The organism is Salibacterium sp. K-3 (genome assembly GCF_054052005.1).
Genome location: NZ_JBSVZE010000002.1, coordinates 209039 through 232607, shown reverse-complemented (window position 1 = coordinate 232607; position 23569 = coordinate 209039). Strand labels below are relative to the sequence as shown.

Below are 23569 nucleotides of genomic sequence, written 5' to 3'. Positions count from 1 at the left end.
AAGAAAAAGGGAGCTGACTAAAGGCTCCCTTTTATTCAACGCAAAGGAATAGGAGCGTTTAAGATGCGTAAGGTAAGTCATTTTTTAAATCATACGGAAGAATATTTTGGATCCATTACTTTGATGGGAGCAACATTCTTTGTGTTCCTGCAGGTCGTTCTGCGGTATATTTTTAATTTTTCCTTGATATGGACGGAAGAACTGGCAAGGTATTTAATTATATGGTTTATTTTTATAGGCAGCAGTATAGCGGTCAGGGAACGGGCTCACGCAAAAGTAGATGTTCTGTTTACTATTGCCTCTGCAAATACGAAACGAATCTTGTCTATTGCAGCTTCTATGATGGGTCTCTTATTTTGTATACTTATTGTAATTTCCGGGTGGCAGACGATTCAGAATGTTACACAGTATTCTAATGTGACGCCGGCCTTGCAGATCCCTATGTATGTTCCATATCTTGCTATTCCAATTGGAGGCACATTGATGGCTGTTCGTTTCATACAGCTGATTATTGAAGATTATAAAAAAGATCATTCTGATGGTACGAATCAGGCGGTCAAAGGAGGAGAGCGATTGTGATCATTGTAATTGTATTTGTGGCACTGCTGCTTATAAGCACGCCCATTGCGGCGGCTTTGGGATTAACCAGCATTTATGCCATTCTGCAGTCAGGGAATTCTCTTGATAATGTAGCACGCACTATGTTTGCGGGAATAGATTCGTTCTCCCTCATGGCCATTCCTTTTTTCATATTTGCCGGTGATTTAATGCTGGCAGGAGGCACATCGAAGCGGTTGATTGAGATGGCAAGAAAGCTTGTAGGATGGACGACGGGAGGACTGCCGATAGCAGGGGTGATCTCTTCCATGTTTTTTGCGGCATTATCCGGATCAAGTCCAGCCACTGTTGCCGCTATTGGAGGGATTATGATTCCATCATTGCGTGAATCCGGATATTCCGGCAGATTTTCAGCTGGACTCATGTGTGCAGCAGGATCTCTTGGTATCATTATACCGCCTAGTATCACACTTCTCGTGTATGGAGTAATAGCGGAAGTTTCCATCAGTGAGTTGTTTATGGCAGGGGTTATTCCCGGTTTGTTTATTGGATTAAGCTTGATGGTCGTCAGCTATTTTATAGCAAGAAAAGAAGGTCACACCCCTGACAAAAAACCGTATTTCAAAGATGTTCTTCTCGCCTCTAAAGATGCGGTTTGGGGAATATTTATGCCGGTTATTGTGCTGGGTGGTATTTATTTCGGTGTCTTCACACCAACAGAAGCAGCTGTTATTGCAATTGTGTATAGTATAATCATTGGTTTTTTTGTATATAGAGAACTCACGGTGAAAGTACTTTTTGATGTGACAAAGCGTTCTGTCATTATTGCGTCGATGGTGATGCTTGTTATATCCAGCGCTAAGGTATTCAGCTGGTACTTAACGATGGAACAGATACCTAACCAAATAGCTTCAAGCATACTGGACACAGTGTCCAATCCTATTTTGATCGTATTATTAATTACAGCGATGTTATTAGTCATAGGTATGTTTATGGATCCAAGTGCTGCTGTGCTTGTAATGGCACCGCTATTTCTACCAATGGTCATGGAAATTGGAATAAGTCCGGTTCATTTTGGTATTATCATGATAGTGAACCTCGCGATAGGCATGCTAACACCACCATTCGGTCTCAATCTATTTGTGGCATCGGGAATTAGTGAAATGCCGCTTACCCAGGTAATTAAAGGAACGTTGCCGTTTGTATGTGTGCTGATTATTGCTCTAATGGTGATTACATTTACACCGGGAATGTCCACCTTCCTGCCAAGTATGCTTTATGATTAAATATAAAATACGCCAAAGATATGGCTGTATGATGGCCTGGCAAGAACAAGCTCTTTTCAGTAACGGACTTTTTTACGAAAATGGATTTAAACATGATTTAAAGGATAATATAGGACGAAAATGAATGTATAGTGGCCGTAAAAAGCAGTTAAAAACTACTGGACGAAGGTTTTGCGATGATATTGTCGTAAGTGTGTATGGCTTACACCCACTATGCTTCTGGAACAAGCTGTTACTGTTCTTTAAAAAGAAGACTTTCCTGATTTCAGAAGATGATAAATGAAGCTTGTGGAAGAAGATTTGATCGAAGAAGAAGCGATTTTCATTGATGGAACGAAATTGGAGGCCAATGCCAATAAATTTACCTTCGTCTGGCGCAAAGTCACCGAACGATATAGCCGACAGCTGGTTGAAAAGTCCAATCGTATGTACGAGGAACTGTTGGAAAAGGAAATCATTCCAGGTATCGACCGGGAAAGTTCGGACGAACTTTCGACCGAGGAGCTCACAGCTGTCCGGGAACAATTGAATAAAGAAGTGGAGACGTACGATCAGCACATTGAGGAAAGCTCCAGTAGCACAGAACGCAAAGACCTGCGTGCAGCGAGGAAAGAACCGAAACACTACCGCAAACAGTTCGATGATATGATCGCCCGCAAAGAGAAATACAGGCAGGATGTGGAAATTTTCGGGGGAGCGAAATAGTTACTCTAAAACGGACCACGACGCCACATTTATGCGGATGAAAGAAGACTATATGAAAAATGGGCAGCTTAAACCCGGCTACAACCTTCAACTGGCGACCGAAGGTCAATATGCCCTTGCCTATGATATCTTTCCGAATCCGACCGACACCCTTACAGGGGAAGTGAAAAACGAACTCAAACACATCTTTGATGTCGATACACCCGAGAAAGCAAGGGAGCAGCTTAAAGAAGCCTTTGTGAAACAGTATGACGATCATCCCAACCTTCAAACCGTTATTAATAAACTGGAAGACGGCTTTGACGACGCCATTCAGTATATGAACGAGCCGCTGAAGTACCATGTTTATGTTCGAAGCACCAATTCGCTGGAACGGTTGAACCAGGAACTCCGCCGCCGGGAACGGATCATCCGGATTTTTCCCAACAGTCAATCGGCATTTCGTTTATTGGGTGCTGTTTTGATGGATGACGCAGGCATCTATCATAAAAAACGGCGGCTGATTGATAAACTGTGATATCTATGAATCAGCCCTGTATCAAAAGATACAGCTTCTTCTCTATGCGAAGAGCTTTCAACCCTGGGGGCAGGAGCGGAAGGCGGCGACTCCAGCGGGAAGAGCAGCAGCCGAAGATCACCTCAAAGGGGGATTCACCCCCTTTGAGGAAGCTGAGGCGCTGCCCGCGGAAAGCGTCCGCCTGCAGCGCATGCCCCCAATCGCAGCGTAAAACGTTTTGGCTGTTTCTGATACAGCTTTTAACATAAGTGTTTGTTAAAAACGGTAGATTGTATTTTACACAAGATTAAGACTTGACTCATGTCAAGCTGTTATTGGACACAGACGAAATGGACAACCTTCTGCCGGGTGAAGATTGTTACGTTCAGGCCGCCGGGAAGCGGCTAAAGTCGTTATGCACGGCGCATGAAGCACTTTTGCATGTCCCGTATCCTTCTAAACGTCATCATGAAGAGTTCTACGTTACGTTTACGGGGGAAATGAACAGGCAAACGTAACCTAGGCCTCATTCCATGACGATGGGCGCAGCCGAGCATATGAAAAAAACAACTACAGGGAAGGACCTCATCCCGGATGTTTATAGAAAAGCAGCATAAGAACGCCCCCTTTCCGTTCCGTCCGGAAGGGGGCGTTTTTTCTGTACGATATTTCGTCTATAATAAAAGAAACAGAAAAACGTGAAGGAGAATGATGATGAGAGGAAAGGACGTAAGATGGCGCCAGCGTTTCGAAAATTTCAGCAGGGCTTATCGCACGCTTATGGAGGCAGTAGAACAGTATCCCGCGTTAAGCACTCTGGAAAAAGAAGGGATGATTCAACGGTTCGAATATACATTTGAATTAGCCTGGAAAACACTGAAGGACTTTTTAGAAGCGCAGGGAGTAGACGTTCCATTTCCTAGAGAAGTACTGAAAACGGCTTATCAATATAATTTGATTGATGACGGTGAAATTTGGCTGGAAATGCTGGAAAGCAGAAATATTCTGGCACATACGTATAATGAAGAACGATTTTATTTAGCTGTAGAAAAAATTAAAAATGAATTTTCGCCTGCCATTACTCAAACATTTCGAATGTTGGAGGAGAAATATGATGAATAATTCGTTCGGCATTACAGACAAAAGTTATACTCTTATTCAGAATGCCCTGCATCAGTTCCCGGAAATAGAAACCGTTTATATATTCGGGAGCCGCGCTATGGGCCATTACAGAAAAGGATCGGATATTGATTTGGCTGTGGCGGGCGAAGCGGTGACAGAAACGGTGAGAGGGCGGTTGAGTACGGTATTGAATGAAGAGATCCCAATCCCTTATTATGTCGATGTTCTTCATTATGAGATGATCGTAGAATCTGCACTGAAGGCGCACATTGATCAAGAGGGAAAGGTGTTTTATGAAAAGTCCTATGTCTTATAAGGATGGGCCTCATCCTGGATGTTTGTAGAAAAGCAGCACAAGAAGACTGAGCATCACGATGTCGAGACGGGCTTCAAATAAAAAAGGGAGAAAACCGGATTCGATCAAAGGGACTTTTGTCAGAATAATGGCTCCTATGATAATGACCAGCAGCGGAATACAGGCGTTTTTCACCTGCTTGTTGAGTACGAGAAGCACCCCGGATCCGATTTCCACCCATGCGGCAGCTATCATGACAGCTGTTGGAAACGGAAGCTCCATGCTGCTCAGCATACCGGGGTTAAGGAGTTTCATGCATCCGGAAACGATGAAAACAAAGGCTGTGAGAAAACGGGGTACATCAAGCAGCGATCGTGATTCCGACATGGTTTGTCCCCTCCTTTTTGTTCCCATTCTATGAAAGAATAATCCGCCTATTCCTGACATACATAAAAAAGCCGGCTGTCATTTTGATAGACAGCCGGCTTTTTATATGCTTTTGAATATCACACCACGCCTTGGTCGACCATGGCGTCGGCGACTTTGAGAAAACCGGCGATGTTGGCACCGGTGGCCAGATTTCCGTATTGACCGTATTTTTCCGCAGCTTCTACGCTGTTCTGATAGATGGTTTTCATAATATCCTGTAACTTTTCATCCACTTCTTCAAATGTCCAGGAAAGCCTTGTGCTGTTCTGCGCCATTTCTAGTGCGGATACGGCGACGCCGCCTGCGTTTACGGCTTTGGCTGGTCCGTACAATACATGATTATCCTGGAAGACATGAATGGCATTCAGGGTGCAGGGCATGTTTGCCCCTTCTCCTACCGCTTTCACGTTGTTGGCGGCCAAAAGCTTCGCCGATGCTTCATCCAGTTCATTCTGGGTCGCACACGGAAGGGCGATGTCACAGGGAATACACCATATGTCGGACACTGTTTCCCCGTACTCGGCATCGGGATGTTCGTTCACATATTCGGCGAGGCTTTCTTTCCGGACTTCTTTGATGTCGCGGACAGTCTGCAGATTAATGCCGCGGGGATCATAAATATACCCTTTCGAATCGCTGCATGACACAACGTCTGCTCCGAGCTGGGCTGCTTTTTCCATCGCATAGATGGATACATTTCCCGAACCGGATACTACGACGGTCTGTCCCTCAAAGGACAATCCGTTATCTTTCAGCATCTCCTCCATGAAATAGACCGTACCGTAGCCGGTGGCTTCCGTTCGCCCGAGACTCCCACCGTACGGCAGTCCTTTTCCGGTTAGGGCACCGGCTTCAAAACGTCCGCGGAGCTTTTTGTACTGTCCGAACATATACCCGATTTCTTTGGGACCGACGCCGATATCGCCGGCCGGCACGTCTGTATCCGGCCCGATATGACGGGACAGTTCGGTCATGAAGCTTTGGCAGAAGCGCATGATTTCGGCGTCCGATTTTCCTTTCGGATTAAAATCAGATCCGCCTTTGCCACCGCCGATTGGCTGAGATGTCAGGGCATTTTTGAAAATCTGTTCGAAGCCGAGAAACTTAATAATACTTGGGTTTACGGTCGGATGGAAGCGCAGTCCGCCTTTGTAAGGACCGATCGCGCTGTTGAACTGCACCCGGAACCCGCGGTTGACCATCACATTCCCCTGATCATCGACCCAGGGAACCTGAAAAGAAATCGTACGTTCGGGTTCCACCATTCGTTCGAGGATTCCATGGTCCATGTATGACGGATGAGCAGCAAGGACCGGAACGAGGGAATCAACGATTTCACGCACGGCCTGGTGGAATTCATCTTCATTCGGATTACGGTTTGTCACGGTTTCAAATACATTGTCTACGTATTGTTGTGCACGGTTTATGTCAGTCTGCGTCGTATTTACGGCAGTCACCATGTCGCTATCCCAACCTCTCTTCAACACAGGCAGTATTGTGTGTGGATTCTGAAAAATCTGTTATGACGTATTTTATAATTGATAGCTTGAACAAAACAATACGAAGTAGAGAATGGTTTCATGCCGTTATGAGATAAGGGTGGAATAAAGGGAGTGGGGTATTTATGTAATAGACAGCCGGCCGGCTTTGAGGGAATGGGTTACTGGTTGTCAGATGCCGGTTGGACCACAGGACGCAGACGGTTGGACCGGTATTTCCGGTTCACCTGTTCCATCCGTTTTCTGCGGAGGGTCTCCGACATTTCCGGTTTGGTGTAATCTTCTCGTATCACCTGTTTCTGCCATAACTTCCAGGCTGCTTCGTTCACGAGGATTCCTCCTTTCCTGTGCTGTCCTATGTTGAATCGTTGTAAAGCAGGCGATACAGGTGTATTGTAAAAGAGTAGGATTGTTCTAATCAATATAAATAAAAGATAGAACCTATATCAAACTGCGATGAACGGAGAGTCCAACGTGGAAATACGACAGTTGAAATATTTTATGGAAGTAGCCAAACGGGAACATATTACAGAAGCAGCCGAAGAACTGCACGTGGCGCAGTCTGCGGTGAGCCGCCAGATCGGCAATCTTGAAGCCGAACTCGGCGTCGATTTGTTTGTCCGGCAGGGAAGACGGGTGCGCTTAACACCGGTGGGAAGAGTTTTTCTGGAAAGCTCCAGAAAGTCTCTTCAGATGCTGGAAAACGCGACCCAGGAAGTGCAGGAGTATCTGCAGCCGGAACGCGGGACCATCCGGATCACGTATCCGATCAGCATGGCGGCGTATACGCTGCCGACCGCGATCTCCTCGTTCCGCCAAACCTATCCGAATGCAAACTTTCATTTAAAACAGAATATTTACTATGATGTGATTGAAGAAGTCATCAGCGGTGAATTCAATATGGGGCTGCTTGCTCCGGTTCCCGAAGATCACGACAAAGTATACGGGCACGTGCTGTTCACCGAAAATGTGATTGCGCTGCTTCCTCAGGACCATGCGCTTGCCGACGAACCGTATGTCACGCTGCATCAGCTCCGGGAAGAATCGTTTATCCTGCTTCCGGAAGGGATGCATTTCCGGGAATTGGTAATTGAAGCCTGCCGGAAGCAGGGATACGAACCGAGGACGGCATTTGAAGGAGATGACGTGGATGCGTTAAAAGGACTTGTGTCGGCGGGTCTCGGTATTGCACTGATCCCGGAGGTTACCCTGGTGGATACGACCCCGCGCTACACTGTGAAAAAGAAAATCCGGAACCCGGATGTTACACGCACTGTTGGCCTGATCACACCGACGGAACGGGAACTTCTGCCGACCGAAAGGATTTTCTTCAACTTTCTGCATGATTTTTTCTCATCCTTCTAATAACGAGAGGAGACGCCGGATATGATTGATGCCCACATTCACCTGGAGCAGTACGATGATCTGGACAAGCGGGTTGCAAAGTGGTGGAAAGCGGGAGTGGAAAAGGTGACGGCGGTGTCGAATGATCTCGCTTCTTCCTACCGGACGCTGGAAATCAAGGAGCGTTATCCCGATTTTGTGATGGCGGGCTGCGGTTTTCATCCGGAACAGCCGCTGCCGGAGATGTCGGATTGGGAGGAATGGAAACGGCTTGTGAAACTGGAAAGAGAGCACATTTCCTGTATCGGCGAAATCGGTCTGCCGCATTATGAGCTGGAGAATCTGTCATCCCCGCTTCAAGCGTATCAGGAGTTTTTGGCGGAATGTCTCACGACGGCGGCGGAGATGGAGCTTCCTGCGGCGATTCACGCCGTTCATGACAAAGCCGGGCTGGTTTTTGACCTTCTGCAGGAAAAGGTGCCGGATCTTCCTGTCCATTTTCATTGGCTGAAAGCACCGCCGGACGTGGCTGTGCGCATCACGGAGGCAGGGTACATGGTGTCGGTTACCCCGGAAGTCTGTTACCGAAAGCGGGATCAGCGGCTCGCGGCGATGGTTCCGGAGGATCAGCTGCTAGTGGAAACCGACGGCCCGTGGCCGTTTCAGGGGCCGTTTAAAGACACAGAAACCTCCCCTCTTTTACTTGAGAAAATGTTTCCTGTACTCTCCGAAACGAATCAAGATTCCAGCGCAGTTTTCAAAAAGAAAACCTCGGCAAATGCCAAGCGCTTTTACGGCATGAGAACATAGATTCACGTGATGTTGTCATGCGGCTGCAGGGACGTTGTTGTTTTTCGTTCATGGAGCAGTGGGTCTATCGTAAGCTGTACGGGGCTCTGCTGCTCTGTATCAGATTCAATGATGTCGATTAAACGCTTGATGCCGATTTCCCCAAGGTTTTCGGTCGTGTCATGTCCGATCGTTGTTAATTCGAGCGAGCGGTGGCCGGCCATTCTCACGTCATCCATCCCGCAGACACTGACATCCTCCGGAATGCTGTAGCCGAGCTCAATAAGAGCATCCAGAGCAAAAAAAGCAATAGAATCGGTAGCAGCAAAGACAGCCGTAGGCTTATGTTTTCGTCCCATCATGAAAAGAACAGCGTTTCTTACCTCTTCCTCACTCGTATCCGTTTCCTGTATAAGAGACGAATCCTGGATATTCATTTCTTCTGTAAAACCCTTGTACCGTCCGTAAAACGTGGATGTATACAAAGGTCCGCCTATAAATCCCGCGTGCCGGTGTCCCAGTTCAAGAAAATGCCGGGCTGCCATTCTTCCTGCTTTGTCGTTGTCAATTTCTACATAATGCCCGCCTTTGTTATGTCTGCGGTTGAACATCATGAAAGGCAGGTCCAATTGCTGCAATTCTTCAAAGATCGGGTCATTCATATAGATGGAAGATAGAATGATGCCGTCTAGCTGCATCGACAGGACAGATTCATAAATAGACATGTTGTCACCGTCATTTTCAAAAAACACATTGATATTATATCCTCGGGCATTTGCTTCGTTGACGATCGACGTCGTCGTTTCTGCAAAATACGGATTATGCAGAGGTCCGGAAATCAGAGCAATCGTGTTGGTCTGTTTATTTACTAGAGAACGGGCAATGGCATTGGGCCGGTAATTCAGTTCTTTCATGGCCCGGGTTACTTTTTCCATATTGGTTTTACTGACACCCGGTGAGTTGTTCAACACCCGTGATACGGTGGATTGGGAAACACCGGCTTTGTTTGCTACATCAATGGAAGATACCATACAATCTCCTTTGCATTCGTATTCTTTATCAATAAAAACTTTACGTTGCGGATGGTTTATTTGTCAATTCATATGATCACTGGTAGGGAGGGTTTTTCAATAATTAAGATTTACTTTTTTTAAAAGATGGGATAAAATGATTTTTGAATACGTATTCTTAATTGAAAAGGAGAGTAAATGATATGGCTGAGGTATTGAAAAGCGGGAAAAGTGAAGAAGAACTACAGGAAGCGGATGTGAAAGTGCAGGAAGCCGTAAGAAATGCCCTCTCGGACGTTGAAAAACGAGGGGATGAAGCAGTGCGTGAATTGTCCGATCATTTTGACAAATGGACGCCGGGACATTTTCGTTTATCTCCGGAACAAATTAAAGATGTCATGAATTCGCTGTCGGATGAAGTGCTGTCTGATATTCAATTTGCTCAGGAGCAGATTCGGTATTTTGCTGAGAAACAGAGAGAATCTATTACAGATATAGAAGTGGAAACGAGACCCGGCGTTATCCTTGGACATAAAAATATTCCAGTAAACAGTGTCGGCTGTTATGTACCGGGAGGACGTTATCCAATGGTTGCTTCCGCTCACATGAGTATCGTCACAGCTAAAGTGGCTGGGGTGGACCGTGTGATTGCCTGCACACCGCCGTCAGAGGGAGAGATTCCCGCTGCCACTGTAGCTGCCATGCACCTCGGCGGGGCAGATGAAATTTATGTGCTTGGTGGTGTTCAGGCGATGGGGGCGATGGCACTCGGGACGGAGACGATTGATAACGTAGACATGATCGTCGGACCGGGCAATCCATTTGTGGCGGAAGCAAAAAGGCAGTTATTTGGCAGAGTGGGCATTGATCTATTCGCCGGACCGACGGAAACGCTCGTGATTGCGGACGAAAGTGCGGACATGGAGATGATAGCAACAGACATTCTGGGTCAGGCAGAACACGGGCCAACCTCACCTGGGTCCTTGATTACAACATCGCGCCCGTTGGCGGAAGGTCTGGAAGAAGAAATCGCAAGGCAGCTGCAGACCCTCTCTACAGCAGAAGTTGCCGGACAAGCCTGGCGGGACAACGGCTCTATCATTCTCGTGGATAGTTACGAGGAAGCTGTGAAAGAAGCCGATAAACTGGCCTATGAACATGTGGAAGTATTGACAGAAGATACCGGGTACTTCCTCCAACATCTAACCAATTACGGTGCGCTCTTTTTAGGTCCGGAAACGAATGTCGCATATGGAGACAAAGTGATAGGAACCAATCATACCCTCCCGACGAAAAAAGCGGCACGCTACACAGGAGGGCTGTGGGTCGGAAAGTTTCTAAAAAACTGCACGTATCAAAGGGTGACAGAAGAGGCGAGTGTTGAGATCGGCAACTATGCGGAGCGCCTGTGCGAGTTGGAAGGATTCATGGGACATAAAAAGCAGGCATCCCTGCGGGTGAACAGGTACAGCAGGTAACTTTTGTTTATGCTACGGTTTCACACGCAGCTCTATCTGTCTGGATTTTCCGTGTTTATCATTGAAAGAGCAGGAAATATGTGCTACGTTTTAACTGAATTGAATTCGTATTCAGAACGGAAGTGAAATGAGGCAGAAAAATGAGAGAACGTGTGACATCCAATGATGTAGCAAAGCACGCAGGGGTCTCACAGGCTACGGTATCAAGAGTCATTAATAATTATCCTTACATCCGGCAGTCGACGCGGGATAAGGTGCTGCATGCCATTGAGGAAATGGGATTTACGCCGGATCAGGTAGCCCGGAGTTTAAATAAGCGGAAAACGGCGACGATCGGCCTGATCGTCGGTGATATTGCCAATTCCTTTTTTGCAGAAACAGCCAAGGTTATTATCAGCGAGGCAAGAGAACGGGGCTATGATGTCATTTTATCAAATACGGATCATGAAAGTTTAAATCTCGAAAAATCTATCGATACCCTTGTCGGCAAAAGAGTGGAAGGGATTATCGTCGGCTCCGTGGAACGGTTTGACGATGAAATACACAAACTCTATAAAGCCGATTTTCCTGTCGTTCTTTACAATACAAAAGTGGATGATAACACAGGGCACAGTGTCGTTCTCAATAATGTAAAGGGTGCTGCCATGGCTGTGGAACATTTAATTCACCTGAACCACCGCAGGATCGCTTACTTGACCCTGCCCTTAAAACACTCCACTATGAATGACCGGATGAAAGGGTATAAAGAGGCACTTGACCACCATCACATATCTTTTGATGCTGATATTGTGTTAACAGGCGAATTTTCCAGATTCTCCACAGCCCAGTTTATGGACAGGGTAATGCAAAGTCCGGACCCGCCGACCGCTGTGTTTGCTGCTTCAGACCAGCTCGCGGTGTCAGTGATGGAATACTGCCGGACCAACACTATTCGTGTTCCTGAAGATTTATCCATCATAGGATTTGATGATATCGCCTTGTCGGCCAGCCCTTTTATTAACTTGACCACCATTTCCCAGCAGCACATCCGTATGTCATCCACCGCTGTGATGAAATTGGCGGCTTTAATGGAAGGGACCGCCGGGAAACAGCAGCTATCCGATCAGATCATGCTGGAGCCGGAGCTTATTGTACGCGGAACGACAGCAGACAGAAAAAATTAACACCCGTGTTTACAATGCTCAAAAAATGTGATACTTTTTGTATACGTATTCAAAAACAATCTTTTGCGTTTCTAATAATATTTTTTTCAGCAATTTTGCATACGCATTCAATTGTGGAAGGGGGGACGGACTGATAATAAACAGTTTGTTCAATCTCAACGGAAAGACAGCGGTGGTTACAGGAGCAAACAAAGGCATTGGCAGAAGCACTGCCCTTCTGTTGGCAGAAGCCGGGGCAGATACGGCACTTGTTGCGAGAACCTCGTCCGAACTGGAAGAAACGGCAGAAGAAATCAGAGACATGGGCCGCCGGGCAGCTGTATTTTCTTTCGATTTATATGAAACCGATAACATTCATCCGCTTTTCGAAAGCATTCATAAAACGTTCGGCAGTATAGACATTCTCGTTAATAACGCAGGCATCAATATCGCCAAACCCGCCTCGGAAATAACAGTTGAAGAATGGGACAAGGTACTGGATTTAAACCTGAAAAGTCTGTTCTTCATGAGTCAGGAAGCCGGAAAATATATGAGAGAGCAGAAAAGCGGCAAAATTATTAATATGTCTTCTCAAATGGCTCTTGTCGGTTATTATAATCGTTCTGCCTACAGTGCCAGTAAAGGAGGGGTATCCCAGCTGACAAAATCCCTTGCAGTGGAATGGGCAGCTGACAATGTTCATGTCAATGCCGTGGCACCGACGTTTATTGAAACACCGATGACTGCACCCATGTTTGAAGATGAGGCATTCAGACAGGAAGTCCTGTCCCGGATTCCACTGGGCAGGCTTGCTAAAACAGAAGACCTTCACGGAGCCGTTCTGTTTCTTGCTTCTTCATCGTCCGATATGGTGACAGGTCAGACGATCCCGGTCGATGGCGGATGGACGATATGGTAGTGAACACAATTATGCAGGAAGTTCGAAAGGAGTCAGAGTAAATGGCTGAAAAAAAGCAGGATTTCGACATGGAAGATAGAATTGTACGGTTTAAAGACATGAAAGCACACGGAATTCCATTGATGTTTATTGACAGTATTCTTCCCGGTCATCAACGGATCAATTATGCGGTGATCGGCGATACAGCAAGTGAAAACCCGGATTATAACCCTCTCATAACAGAACCGCACGATTTTCAGATCGGGATGGTGAAAGCACCACCTTATAACGGCCCGGCATATCACACGCACGACTATATTGAATCGTTTTTTATTATGAGTGGGAAATGGCGGTTTTACTGGGGGGACAGTCCTGAAGAAATTGATGGGGAGACTATTCTCGAAGAGTGGGATTTAATTACCCTGCCGCCGGGACTGTACCGTGGATTCGAAAATGTCGATGAAGAAGATGCCTGGCTGTTTGCAGTACTTGAGCAGCATAAAGTATTTGAAGGAAAAGATCCCTACTGGGCGCCTGAAGTCGTGAAAAAAGCAGAACAGCATGGTTTTGATGCAGATGAAAAAGGCAAAATGGTTCCCCCGGACAATTTTAAAGAACTGGAAAAACAACTGGCCGAGAAAATGAAAATGGGAGAAACCTGATTCAGGCGGAGAAGAAAAAGATAACGGCTCCGACGCCGGCCGAAATAGAGGAGGTATTTCCATGACAGACGAAAATAATAACAAAAAAACAAAAAAAGAAGACCACGTGGAACCAGCACCGGAAAATCAACAGGCGGCACCCGCTCTATCATCGTCTGCAGCAGAAAAGCATCCACATGATCATGTTGTTTTTTATGCGGATTCAAAAGAAGTAACACCGGTGGATGCAAAAGATGATAACGATTATTTAAACATTCCGGAACATCAAATGAAAAAGCAAAGCATGGACGGGTTCGGCGATTATAAAAATATTGTGGATTATATTGTGAAAATCACCCGGCAGATCTGGAAAGAAAAAGACATTGGACTTATTTATGATACGTACAGTCACGGTATCCAGATCCACCGCGGCCTGATCAATAGTCACGGAGTAAACGAAGTGATTGCCGGTACCCTTCAGACGCTGCAGGGATTTCCAGACCGAACGGGTCTTGGCTGGAGCATCATTTGGTCCGGAAATGATAAAGACGGATTTTTCACGTCCCACCGCGGCCGTTCTGTCGCCACCAACCTGGGTGATACACTATACGGTCCGGCCACGGGAAAAAGAGTGGTATTTAGAACCACCGCGGACTGTTTGATACATGCCAATAAAATTTATGAAGAATGGCTGGTGATGGATACGTATCACCTCGTTCAGCAGCTAGGATTTGATCCGGTGGAAGTAGCGAAACGCACCGCGAAGCAAACCGCAAAACTGGCTCCATCCATCCACTTTGGTGCTTCGGAGACAGCAGAAGAGGGGCTGCCGCCGAAACAATACACACCTAAGTTTCAAGGTTTTGAAATAGGCGATTTCATGCTCGAGATGTTTAATAAAATCTGGGAACGTCGCTCCTTCAATTATGTGAAAGAGTTTTATGAAGAGAATGCTGTGGTTCACTATGTCTGCAACAAAGACCTTGTCGGTCACAGTGAAATTCAGGGCATGCTGATCAATTTGTTCGCATCTGTCCCGAATGCGAAAGTCATGGTCGATCGTGTTACCTGCAATAAGCGCGATTCCGATAAAAATTGGGACGTTGCTGTGCGTTGGCGTATTCAGGGAATTCATGGAGGAATAGGGTATTTCGGTCAGCCGAGCGGACATCCTATCGAAATTAACGGCATGAATCACTTTAAAATCCGGAATGAAAAGATCAGCGAAGAATGGATGCTGTTTGACGGAATAGAGGTATTGAGACAGATATATGCCCATGAACAGGAAAAGCAGGAACATGAGGAAGAAGGATTCACGAGTGATGACGGCAACTTCACCGGGGTTTCATAACAACTAAGGTCATGAGGGGAGAGCAGCGGTATGTTGGATATGACGATAGAGCGGCTGCATGATGGTTACAAGAAGAAAGAGTTTTCCCCTGTTGAAGTGACACAGACGTATCTGGAACAGATCGAGCGCATGAACGATGACTGCCATGCTTTCATTACCGTCGCTGCAGAGCATGCGCTTGAACAGGCAGCCATTTCGGAACGAAAAATGATGGCCCGGCTCGAACTCGGCGCACTTGAAGGAATCCCCGTTTCCTATAAAGACATCATAGAAACAAAAGACATCCGCACGACCAACGGGTCCAAAATAGATGAATACAACGTCCCGGAAAACAATGCGGTGGTTGTCAAAATGTTGGAACAAGCGGGGGCCATCACGTTAGGGAAAGCAAATTTATACGAATACGCGGCAGGAATATTTCCGGAAAATCCTCACTATGGAAATGTGAAAAATCCTGCCAATGCAGCGTGGAGTGCCGGCGGCTCCAGCAGCGGTTCGGCAGCCGGCGTGGCGGCAAAAATGTGTGTGGGCTCCATAGGTACGGATACCGCCGGTTCCATCCGTGTACCTTCTTCGTGCTGCAATGTAGTCGGTTTAAAACCAACTTACGATGTAATACCACGAAAAGGCGTCACGCCGCTGTCGTACTCTTTAGACCATGTTGGGCCGATCGCACGCACCACCGCTGACACGGCGGCTTTTCTGAATGCTTTGACACCGCAGGATAGAAATATTTCCATTCATCCTCCATGCCATCTAAAAGGAACGAAGATCGGGGTGCCTGTATCCTATTTAGAAGCACAGCTCCAGGAAGAAGTGGAGAACCAATTTTATCAGGCGGTTTACGATTTAGAGGCGTGGGGAGCGGTCATTGTTGACATTGAGCTGCCTTCCATGGAGGAGATCCTCCACACCGTACAAACCATTGTGACATCTGAAATGGGGTGCGTTCATAAAACCAACAGAAAAAATAGATGGGAAGATTATGGAGACGCGGTCAAAGCATCCTTAAAACGCAGTGAAACGATGAGCGCGCATGACTATATTCAGGCTTTGGAAAAAAAAGATCACCTGACCACCCACGTATCGCGGGTATTAAACATGGTAGATGTTATTGCTATGCCCACGATTCCGGTCTTACCGGATAAAACAGCAGGACAGAAGGTGCAGCTGCCAAAGGAAGAAAAAAATACAGCGGACGCCTATATCCAGCACACAAGTTTATTTAACATGACAGGTCATCCAGCGGTAAATGTGCCATACAGGACAGACAAGTTTCAACATCCACTTGGAATACAGTTGATTGCTGGTCGTTACCGTGAAGACCTGCTTCTCAATAAAGCTTATGCTATAGAACATTACGGTCTGTAAGATTTTAACTGAAAATTGTCAATGTTATCATTTTTCATTGACAATAGAAAAGGAACGGTATATCCTTAAACTATCAACTGAATACGTATGCAAGAAAATGAAGAAGATGTTCTCCCGGTTTCGTTTATTTTTATTCGGTTTTTGAATACGTATACAAAATAAAAGGGAGGAGGCATTCCGTTTTACACGGCAGCACCCGGAAGACAATAACAGGAACTCCATGCAGCATATTTTTGATTCATGACATGAAAAAATAGGGGGATGAAAAAATGAAAGTGAAAGCCGGCTGGTCTCTCTCACTATTAACGGCAGGATTGACCATGTTGATAGCAGGATGCGGCGGTTCTTCCGATTCCACGGAAGAAGATCCAGGGAATAATAACACAGAGTCTGCGGAAGGGCAGACAGTAACCGTGGCTGTAACAGAAGGCGATATTGGTCAATTTAATGCCTGGGAAGCCAGAAGCGAAGAATTCACTGAAGAAACGGGAATTGAAGTAGAGTTTATCGGTATTCCTTATAATAATCTATTGGATCGGATAACAGCAGAAGGAATCTCAGGGGACGGCACATTTGACCTGGTGACTTATCTGGATTCGATGGGGCCGTCGATTCAGCAGTTTCTTGAACCACTGGATAAATACGCGGAAGCGGATGATTACAGTTTCGACCGTTTTCCCGAAGCATCGATGGAGCTGTCCACGTTTGACGGAAAGATTCGCAGCATTCCGGCCCGTGCCAACGTTCAGACGTTATTCTACCGGGAAGATGTATTTGAAGACCTGGGCCTTGAACCACCAAAAACATGGGCTGATTTAGAAGAAGCCGGTCAGGAAATTACGCAGAACACAGATTTGAAAGCGATAACACCGTATTACCAGGGTGGGAACAACGGACAGAACCTCTATATGTGGACATCTTATTTGTGGAGTAATGGCGGGAATATTTTCGATGATAACATGAAGCCTGTATTCAACAGCGAAGAAGGCATCGCAGCGACAGAACGCTATATTGATTTATTGAGAGACGACCTGGCTCCGGAAGGGTCGGTAACATTTGGAGAGCAGGATGCGCGAACCGACTTCCGGGAAGGAAACTCGGCCATGTGGATCGGCTGGTGGTGGGTCTACGCCGAATTCAACAGTACCGAATCTTCCGCTGAAGAGGTAGCCGGCAACGTTGGATTTTCCACCGTTCCGACCTGGGAAGGACAGGAGCGGGCAACCAATGTGTCTACGTTCCCGATCGGCATGATGAAAGGGTCGAACAACAAGGAAGCGGCCTGGGAATTTCTTAAATGGCTGACCGAGCCGGAGCTTGAATTGGATATTGTAAAAGATTCGCTGCAGGAGGAGAGTCCTGCTGATCAGCACTCGCCGGTGATCAGTCAGAGCGAAAACCTGCGTGATGATGAATTAAATGAGCTCTCGGATGATTTCTACAATGTAGCCGCTGACGGCCTGGAAGACGCGCAGCCGCTGCCGATCATTCCGGAATGGCCGCAGGTTTCAGACATCCTCAGCACAGCAATCAATGATATGGCAACCGGGGGATCGGTTGAAGAAAACCTGGATGAGGCAGCTGAAGATGTAGAAGCCTTGTTGGAAGAAGAAGGCTACTACGATTAAGTCTTTATAGTACCGTCTCCTCATTTCCTGAGTGTTGCAGGAAATGAGGAGCAATACTCCCAACGTCTTAGGGGGAACATCAATGGAAAGTAAATATTTTAAATATATATTATTGGCTCCCGCCCTTCTTCTCGTAGGGACCACAACGCTTTACCCACTCATACGGTCCTTCTGGATCAGTCTGCATGAATGGAATTTGACCGAATCGATTGAAATCGGCGAATTTGTGGGACTTGGAAATTTCCTTAAGGCATTTAATGATAAAGTATTCTGGAACAGTGTTCAGGTCACCCTTGTGTTCACTGTCTGCACGGTATTTATTACAGTCGCCTGCGGTATTGCTGTTGCGTTGCTGCTCAGCAAAGAGAAAAAACACCTTCAGTACCTGAGGGCGGTGCTTATTATCCCATTTGCGCTAAGTCCGGCGTTGGTAGGGTATACGTGGCGTTTTATGCTGAATCCGGATTATGGCTTATTCGATAAAATTATCGGTTTTTTCATTCCGCCGCTGTCGGACATGGTGTGGCTCGGCAATGCGCCGACTGCTATGGCGGCGCTGATATCGGTCGCGGTATGGATTTGGCTGCCGTTCATGAGTTTGATGTTTATCAGCGGCGTGATGGGGATGCCTCGGGAAGTATTTGAAGCCGCGAAAATTGACGGCGCTTCCGCGGTGCAGACATTATTCCGGATCACACTGCCGATGCTGCAGCCTATTATACTGATTGCTTCCATTCTGATGACCATGTTTGCTCTTAAACAGTTTGACCCGATTGTTACCCTGACGCAGGGAGGTCCCGGAGATGCTACGGAAGTGTTGAACTTTTTCGTGTATCAGACATCGTTCCGGTACTTTGATATGGGCTACGGAGCGGCACTCGGCTATATTCTTGCCATGATCACGATCGGATTTGTATTAATCTACATGCGGAAGCTTGTGAAAGGAGATGAGTGGAACTAATGAATCAATCAGCGGATTCAAATCAACGCAACGAGAAAGCAGCAGGAAACAATCTCATCTCCCGCTATGCTCCCCGCGTGCTGGAAAATATGGGTGTGCTCCTTATCGTGGTGTTTCTGTTCCTGCCGATTTTCTGGATTGTTATCACAGCATTCAAACCGGAGCAGGACATTTACTCCTTAAGTTTACTATTTGAACCGACACTTGAAAACTTCAAAGCCGTTTTCAGCTCCGGTTACAATTTCGGAAAATATTACTCCAACAGCGCGATTGTTGTAATTGTAACACTGTCCATCACCCTTCCGGTCAGTGTATTGGCTGCCTACAGCATCTCCCGCTTCCGGATTCCAGGGAAACAGATGTTTATGTTCACGATTCTGGCAACACAGTTTATCCCCTTGATAGTGAACGTGATTCCATTTTTCATCATGTTCCGCAGCTGGGGTATTCTTGATACCACGCTCGCGCTCATTATCGTAAACCTGGGACATACCATTCCCTATGCGATATGGCTTATTAAAGGGTTTATTGACAGTATCCCGATTGATATTGAAGAAGCCGGATATATTGATGGAGCAGGAAGAATGCGGGTAATATGGCATGTTCTGCTGCCAATGGCAAGGCCCGGGATCATCACGGCCACCGTATTCTGTTTTGTTATCACGTGGAATGAATACATGTTCGCCTTGATTTTAACGAATCAGGATGCCGTCACACTGCCGGTCGCGCTGCAGTATTTTGTCGGCCAGGAAGGCGTCATCTGGAACCAGATGTCAGCCGCGGGGCTGGTGTATGTTCTCCCGACCATCATCTTTATGCTTGCTGTGCGGAAGCAGTTTGTACTCGGCATGAGCTCCGGCGGACTTAAATGAACAGGAAGGAGAGGAAGCAGTGGAATACGTAAAACGGGCAGAACAAATAGATGATCAACAGTCAGAAGATGTGGGACATGTCGTGAAAGGTGTTATTCAGGATGTGAAAACGAACGGGGATACGGCTGTCAAAAAATATGAAGAACGTTTCAGTAAGTCCAGCCGTGCGCTCAGGGTGACAGAACAGGAATTGAAGGAAAGCATTGATACACTCTCTGAAGAAGTAAAAACAATGATTGATAGAGTGGTGGACCGTGTTACGAGATTTGCCAAGGCTCAACTGGATTGTCTTTCCCCCTTGGATCAGGAATTCGGAGAGGGTATTCGTATGGGCCACCGGATTGTACCGATTGAAAAAGTCGGCGCATACGTCCCCGGCGGAAGGTTCCCATTACTATCATCAGGGCCGATGGTAGCGGCGCCGGCCAAAGCAGCCGGAGCCGAACGTATTGTGGCCTGCAGTCCCGCCAATTATAACGGCGGCATCCACCCGGCTGTTTTGTATGGATTAAAGCAGTCAGGAGTTACCGATATTTTTGCAATCGGAGGTGCCCAGGCGGTAGCTGCCATGGCCTGTGGAACGGAATCGGTGCCGGAGGTGGATGTGATTGGAGGCCCTGGTAATCGATTTGTTGCCGAAGCGAAGCGGCAGGTGTTCGGCAGGGTGGGGATTGATTTGATCGCAGGACCGAGCGAGGTGCTCGTGTTTTCTGATGAATTCTCCGATCCGAAAGCGTGTGCTGCTGATTTACTGGCACAGGCTGAACATGATCCAGGAGCCCGCCCGATCCTTGTTTCGACATCAAAACAGAATGCAGAAGAAACCGTAAGGGAAATAGAAACGGTGTTACAGGAATTCAGCAGCACCTCCCCGGCTCATGAGTCCTGGGAGAAAATGGGCGAAGTCGTCGTAGCAGACAGTCTCGAAGAAGGAATAGAGATTTGCAACGACTATGCGATGGAACATCTCCATGTCCATGTGAGAAACAGCCGTGATTGGATGGAATCTTTCCGCCACTACGGGTCCATATTTATCAACCCGGACAGTTCGGTTGTATTTTCCGACAAAGTATCAGGTACCAATCATACCCTCCCGACACAGAAAGCGGCCCGTTATACCGGAGGTCTTTGGGCGGGAAATTACGTGAAAGTCGTAACCCATCAGGAGATTACAGGAAACGGAGTGCAAACGTTGGCGGAGCATGCCTCAAGACAATCGGAAATCGAGGGGCTGGAAGGACATCGTTTATCCGCGGCCGTGCGTGTAAAGGAATAATGACAGGGTATTGTAGAAACGGGCGAAAGGAGCGGAAAACATGGAGCCGGTTGTTTTGATCCCAGGCACCCTCTGTGATGAATGGGTCTGGAAACACCAGAAAGAACACTTGTCCACCTATACCGAAGTATATGTTGCTGACATCACTAAAGACTCATCGATTGAACATATGGCTTCGACTGTATTGCAGACAGCGCCGGATACCTTTGCTCTGGCCGGCATATCGCAAGGGGCGATCACGGCGATGGAGATCATGAGACGGGCACCTCATCGAGTTACAAAAGCAGCACTTCTTGATACAAGCGCAGGGGAAGCGTCTCCGCAACAGATCAGCACATGGCAGGAGCAGCTCAGACTGGTAGAAGAGGGACGCTTTCATGATGTGGTGGAAGAACAATTCATCCCTGCCCTTCTGCATCATCATAAATACGCAGCCGATGTCGTGGATAACCTCAGGAAAATGACCGAAAGAGTCGGGGCTGAAGGATTTATGTATCAAGTACATGCAAATATGACTCGTCCCAATGCAAAAAAGATGCTCCCTTATGCAGAGTGTCCGGTTTTAATTCTCGCGGGACGGGAAGATGCGCTGAGTTCCATGGAAAGTCATCGGGAAATGGCGGATCTCATACCGGATTCCAAGTTGATCTATATTGACAACTGCGGGCATTTAAGCACGGTGGATCAGCCGGAAGCGGTCACAGCGGTACTCATGTACTGGCTGCAGGAGGAGGGCAGACATGCTGGACAATAAGGTGAAAGAAAAGCTGGTACATGGAAAAAATACGACTGGAATGATCATGGGCATTCATTCTCCGGCATTCGTTGAGATGATCGGGCATGCCGGTTATGACTTTTTAATCATTGATGACGAGCATGGAGCCTATAGTTGGCGGGATATGGAAGAAATGATCAAAACCGCATTGCTCGTTGATCTTGTACCGATCGTCCGGACGGATTACAATGCCTCCAGTATTCAGAAAGTGCTGGACCGCGGGGCTCTTGGAGTGCAGGTGCCGATGGTGAATACAAGAAAAGATGCAGAACAAGTCGTGCAGCGTGCGAAATATCCGCCGCGAGGAAAACGGGGAACAGCTTATTCGATGCGGGCGGCAGGATACAGCTTTTTTGGGGGAAAAGAATATATGGATGCTGCGGATGCAAACACTCTGGTTGCGGTTCATATTGAAACCCCGGAAGCTGTGGATAATTTTGAAGACATCGTACAGGTTCCCGGGGTGGACATAGCTTTTATCGGCCCTGCGGATTTATCTGTGAACATGGGCTATAAAGAAGAAGGGCCGGCTCACCCGGAAGTGCAGCAGGTGATAAGGGGGCTGTATGAGAAAGGCCGCAAGCTTGGAGTGAAAATCGGAACGATTGCAGGGAGCCGGGAAGGTGTGCAGCAGGCTCACCACGATGGAGCCTCCTTTGTTTCGGTCGTTATGACGGTGGTGATGAAAAAGGCGTTGAATGATGTTCTCGAGTCACAAGATTAGGAAGCCCTCCTGTTTTCGGATACATTTTTTCTATAAAGGCCAGGATAGGCGCGGGGTTCGTTACGTTTAGGCCGCTAGGGGAGCGGTCAAACGTCGTTATGAATGGCTCATGAAGCACTTTAGTGGTTCCGTGCTTCCATAAACGTCATCATGAATGATTCTAAGTTACGTTTAGGCTGAAAACGCACGGATAAACGTAACATAGAGCGCACGCCGCTGGATAAAGCAGCTTTTTAAGTTAAAACTCAATCGACGAACGAAACAGCATGCCAAATCGTATCGTGATCGGCATGCTGTTTTTTGGTGCACATAAGAATTTCTTTACAAATGTCACCCCGGTTGAGATACTAATTACTGTATTTATTAGCAAATGATTGAAAGTTAGATAACCTGAAGCAGGGAGGGGATGGTGATGGTGAAAATCCTGCCTATTACTATTATGCTGCTGACGGTACTTTTTCTTGCTGGCTGTTCAGACATCATCAGCTACGCGGAACTTGGTAACGAAAGAATCGGTGTGGAGTACACGGTGATGGAAGAGAATGAAATAGGAACAGAGGACCCGCATGGTGCTGTGAAGAACTATGAAAGGACTTTGAATAAAGGGCTCTGGACGACAGACTTCAGTTATATGAACAGCACGGCTTCCCAAACGTTTACTATTACCCCGGACGACAGCTTACGGATACATCGCACGATAGATAGTGGAGATGTGTGGGTGAAAATCACCCAGGGCGATCTAATAGAAAGTGACATTCAAAAGGTACATATGACGAAGAAAGAAACGACCGTCGATTTATCCCGGTGGAAAAGCGGTAAAATAGTTGTATGGCTGGTAGTGAAAAAAGGCAGGAACGGCTCGATACAAATCGAACATTTAAATAATGACGCCTAAGCAGTAAACACCTCGACTTAGAGG

General features: G+C 46.9%; 24 protein-coding genes and 1 pseudogene. 21 read left to right on the top strand and 4 right to left on the bottom strand.

The features are described 5' to 3' along the window. Nucleotides 1-63 precede the first annotated feature (63 nt). From ACW9JV_RS13255 to ACW9JV_RS13230, 6 genes and pseudogenes are all read left to right on the top strand, one after another. Complete coding sequence (locus ACW9JV_RS13255) at nt 64-579, top strand: TRAP transporter small permease (RefSeq protein WP_457335212.1); 516 nt, start codon at nt 64-66, stop codon at nt 577-579. Continuing rightward, entirely contained in the window at nt 576-1844 is a 1269-nt protein-coding gene (locus ACW9JV_RS13250) for a TRAP transporter large permease (protein WP_457335210.1), read from the top strand. Before ACW9JV_RS13255 ends, ACW9JV_RS13250 begins: the two co-directional genes overlap by 4 nt. Before the next feature lie 691 nt (nt 1845-2535). Continuing rightward, nucleotides 2536-3066: pseudogene (locus ACW9JV_RS13245) on the top strand (transposase); the annotation flags it as partial. Next, nucleotides 3053-3277, top strand: a complete 225-nt coding sequence (locus ACW9JV_RS13240; protein ID WP_457335208.1) for a hypothetical protein — start codon at nt 3053-3055, stop codon at nt 3275-3277. The pseudogene ACW9JV_RS13245 and the gene ACW9JV_RS13240, both read left to right, overlap by 14 nt. Before the next feature lie 482 nt (nt 3278-3759). Next, complete coding sequence (locus ACW9JV_RS13235) at nt 3760-4167, top strand: nucleotidyltransferase substrate binding protein (protein WP_457335206.1); 408 nt, start codon at nt 3760-3762, stop codon at nt 4165-4167. After that, a complete protein-coding gene (locus ACW9JV_RS13230) occupies nt 4157-4483 on the top strand; it encodes a nucleotidyltransferase domain-containing protein (RefSeq protein ID WP_457335205.1) in 327 nt (108 codons plus the stop codon). Before ACW9JV_RS13235 ends, ACW9JV_RS13230 begins: the two co-directional genes overlap by 11 nt. Nucleotides 4484-4492: 9 nt before the next feature. Here the strand turns inward: ACW9JV_RS13230 and ACW9JV_RS13225 are convergent, their stop codons facing one another. The 3 genes from ACW9JV_RS13225 to ACW9JV_RS13215 form a co-directional block, all read right to left on the bottom strand. After that, nucleotides 4493-4849, bottom strand: a complete 357-nt coding sequence (locus ACW9JV_RS13225) for a DoxX family protein (protein ID WP_457335203.1) — start codon at nt 4847-4849, stop codon at nt 4493-4495. A 119-nt stretch (nt 4850-4968) separates the two neighbouring features. Continuing rightward, on the bottom strand, nt 4969-6351 hold the full coding sequence (gene gdhA / locus ACW9JV_RS13220; protein ID WP_457335201.1) for an NADP-specific glutamate dehydrogenase: 1383 nt from the start codon (nt 6349-6351) through the stop codon (nt 4969-4971). 200 nt (nt 6352-6551) lie between these two features. Continuing rightward, nucleotides 6552-6719 carry a hypothetical protein gene (locus ACW9JV_RS13215; RefSeq protein ID WP_457335200.1) on the bottom strand — a complete coding sequence of 56 codons (168 nt, stop codon included), beginning with the start codon at nt 6717-6719 and terminating at the stop codon, nt 6552-6554. Nucleotides 6720-6864: 145 nt separating this feature from the next. On the opposite strand from ACW9JV_RS13215, the gene ACW9JV_RS13210 reads away from it, so the two are divergent. Beyond that, entirely contained in the window at nt 6865-7755 is an 891-nt protein-coding gene (locus ACW9JV_RS13210) for a LysR family transcriptional regulator (RefSeq protein ID WP_457335198.1), read from the top strand. 21 nt (nt 7756-7776) lie between these two features. Further along, nucleotides 7777-8544 carry a TatD family hydrolase gene (locus ACW9JV_RS13205; RefSeq protein WP_457335196.1) on the top strand — a complete coding sequence of 256 codons (768 nt, stop codon included), beginning with the start codon at nt 7777-7779 and terminating at the stop codon, nt 8542-8544. A gap of 2 nt (nt 8545-8546) precedes the next feature. Here ACW9JV_RS13205 and ACW9JV_RS13200 read toward each other — a convergent pair whose 3' ends face one another. Next, complete coding sequence (locus ACW9JV_RS13200; protein ID WP_457335194.1) at nt 8547-9554, bottom strand: LacI family DNA-binding transcriptional regulator; 1008 nt, start codon at nt 9552-9554, stop codon at nt 8547-8549. Nucleotides 9555-9736: 182 nt separating this feature from the next. Between ACW9JV_RS13200 and hisD (ACW9JV_RS13195) the strand changes: the two genes are divergently transcribed. The 13 genes from hisD (ACW9JV_RS13195) to ACW9JV_RS13135 all read left to right on the top strand — a co-directional run bounded on the left by hisD (ACW9JV_RS13195) (nt 9737) and on the right by ACW9JV_RS13135 (nt 23545). Next, nucleotides 9737-11011, top strand: coding sequence for a histidinol dehydrogenase (gene hisD / locus ACW9JV_RS13195; RefSeq protein ID WP_457335192.1), 1275 nt, complete (start codon nt 9737-9739; stop codon nt 11009-11011). A 140-nt stretch (nt 11012-11151) separates the two neighbouring features. Beyond that, on the top strand, nt 11152-12174 hold the full coding sequence (locus ACW9JV_RS13190) for a LacI family DNA-binding transcriptional regulator (protein ID WP_457335190.1): 1023 nt from the start codon (nt 11152-11154) through the stop codon (nt 12172-12174). A 130-nt stretch (nt 12175-12304) separates the two neighbouring features. Continuing rightward, entirely contained in the window at nt 12305-13072 is a 768-nt protein-coding gene (locus tag ACW9JV_RS13185) for an SDR family NAD(P)-dependent oxidoreductase (protein ID WP_457336056.1), read from the top strand. Between the two features lie 41 nt (nt 13073-13113). Beyond that, nucleotides 13114-13713 (top strand): cupin domain-containing protein, encoded by a 600-nt coding sequence (locus tag ACW9JV_RS13180; protein WP_457335188.1) that lies wholly within the window; start codon nt 13114-13116, stop codon nt 13711-13713. A 61-nt stretch (nt 13714-13774) separates the two neighbouring features. Next, nucleotides 13775-15043: an ester cyclase gene (locus ACW9JV_RS13175; protein WP_457335186.1), complete on the top strand. Its 1269-nt coding sequence runs from the start codon at nt 13775-13777 to the stop codon at nt 15041-15043. Nucleotides 15044-15073: 30 nt separating this feature from the next. Continuing rightward, nucleotides 15074-16414 carry an amidase gene (locus ACW9JV_RS13170; RefSeq protein WP_457335184.1) on the top strand — a complete coding sequence of 447 codons (1341 nt, stop codon included), beginning with the start codon at nt 15074-15076 and terminating at the stop codon, nt 16412-16414. Nucleotides 16415-16683: 269 nt separating this feature from the next. Continuing rightward, nucleotides 16684-18042 (top strand): ABC transporter substrate-binding protein, encoded by a 1359-nt coding sequence (locus tag ACW9JV_RS13165; RefSeq protein ID WP_457335182.1) that lies wholly within the window; start codon nt 16684-16686, stop codon nt 18040-18042. Nucleotides 18043-18124: 82 nt separating this feature from the next. Continuing rightward, nucleotides 18125-19003, top strand: coding sequence for a carbohydrate ABC transporter permease (locus tag ACW9JV_RS13160; RefSeq protein WP_457335180.1), 879 nt, complete (start codon nt 18125-18127; stop codon nt 19001-19003). Then, nucleotides 19003-19875 (top strand): carbohydrate ABC transporter permease, encoded by an 873-nt coding sequence (locus ACW9JV_RS13155; protein ID WP_457335178.1) that lies wholly within the window; start codon nt 19003-19005, stop codon nt 19873-19875. Before ACW9JV_RS13160 ends, ACW9JV_RS13155 begins: the two co-directional genes overlap by 1 nt. A gap of 19 nt (nt 19876-19894) precedes the next feature. Next, nucleotides 19895-21151 carry a histidinol dehydrogenase gene (gene hisD / locus ACW9JV_RS13150; RefSeq protein WP_457335176.1) on the top strand — a complete coding sequence of 419 codons (1257 nt, stop codon included), beginning with the start codon at nt 19895-19897 and terminating at the stop codon, nt 21149-21151. A gap of 40 nt (nt 21152-21191) precedes the next feature. Next, a complete protein-coding gene (locus ACW9JV_RS13145) occupies nt 21192-21905 on the top strand; it encodes an alpha/beta fold hydrolase (protein ID WP_457335174.1) in 714 nt (237 codons plus the stop codon). Next, nucleotides 21892-22650, top strand: a complete 759-nt coding sequence (locus ACW9JV_RS13140; protein ID WP_457335172.1) for an HpcH/HpaI aldolase family protein — start codon at nt 21892-21894, stop codon at nt 22648-22650. The genes ACW9JV_RS13145 and ACW9JV_RS13140 overlap by 14 nt, the downstream gene beginning before the upstream one ends. Nucleotides 22651-23062: 412 nt before the next feature. After that, nucleotides 23063-23545, top strand: a complete 483-nt coding sequence (locus ACW9JV_RS13135) for a hypothetical protein (protein ID WP_457335170.1) — start codon at nt 23063-23065, stop codon at nt 23543-23545. The last annotated feature ends 24 nt before the right edge of the window (nt 23546-23569 follow it).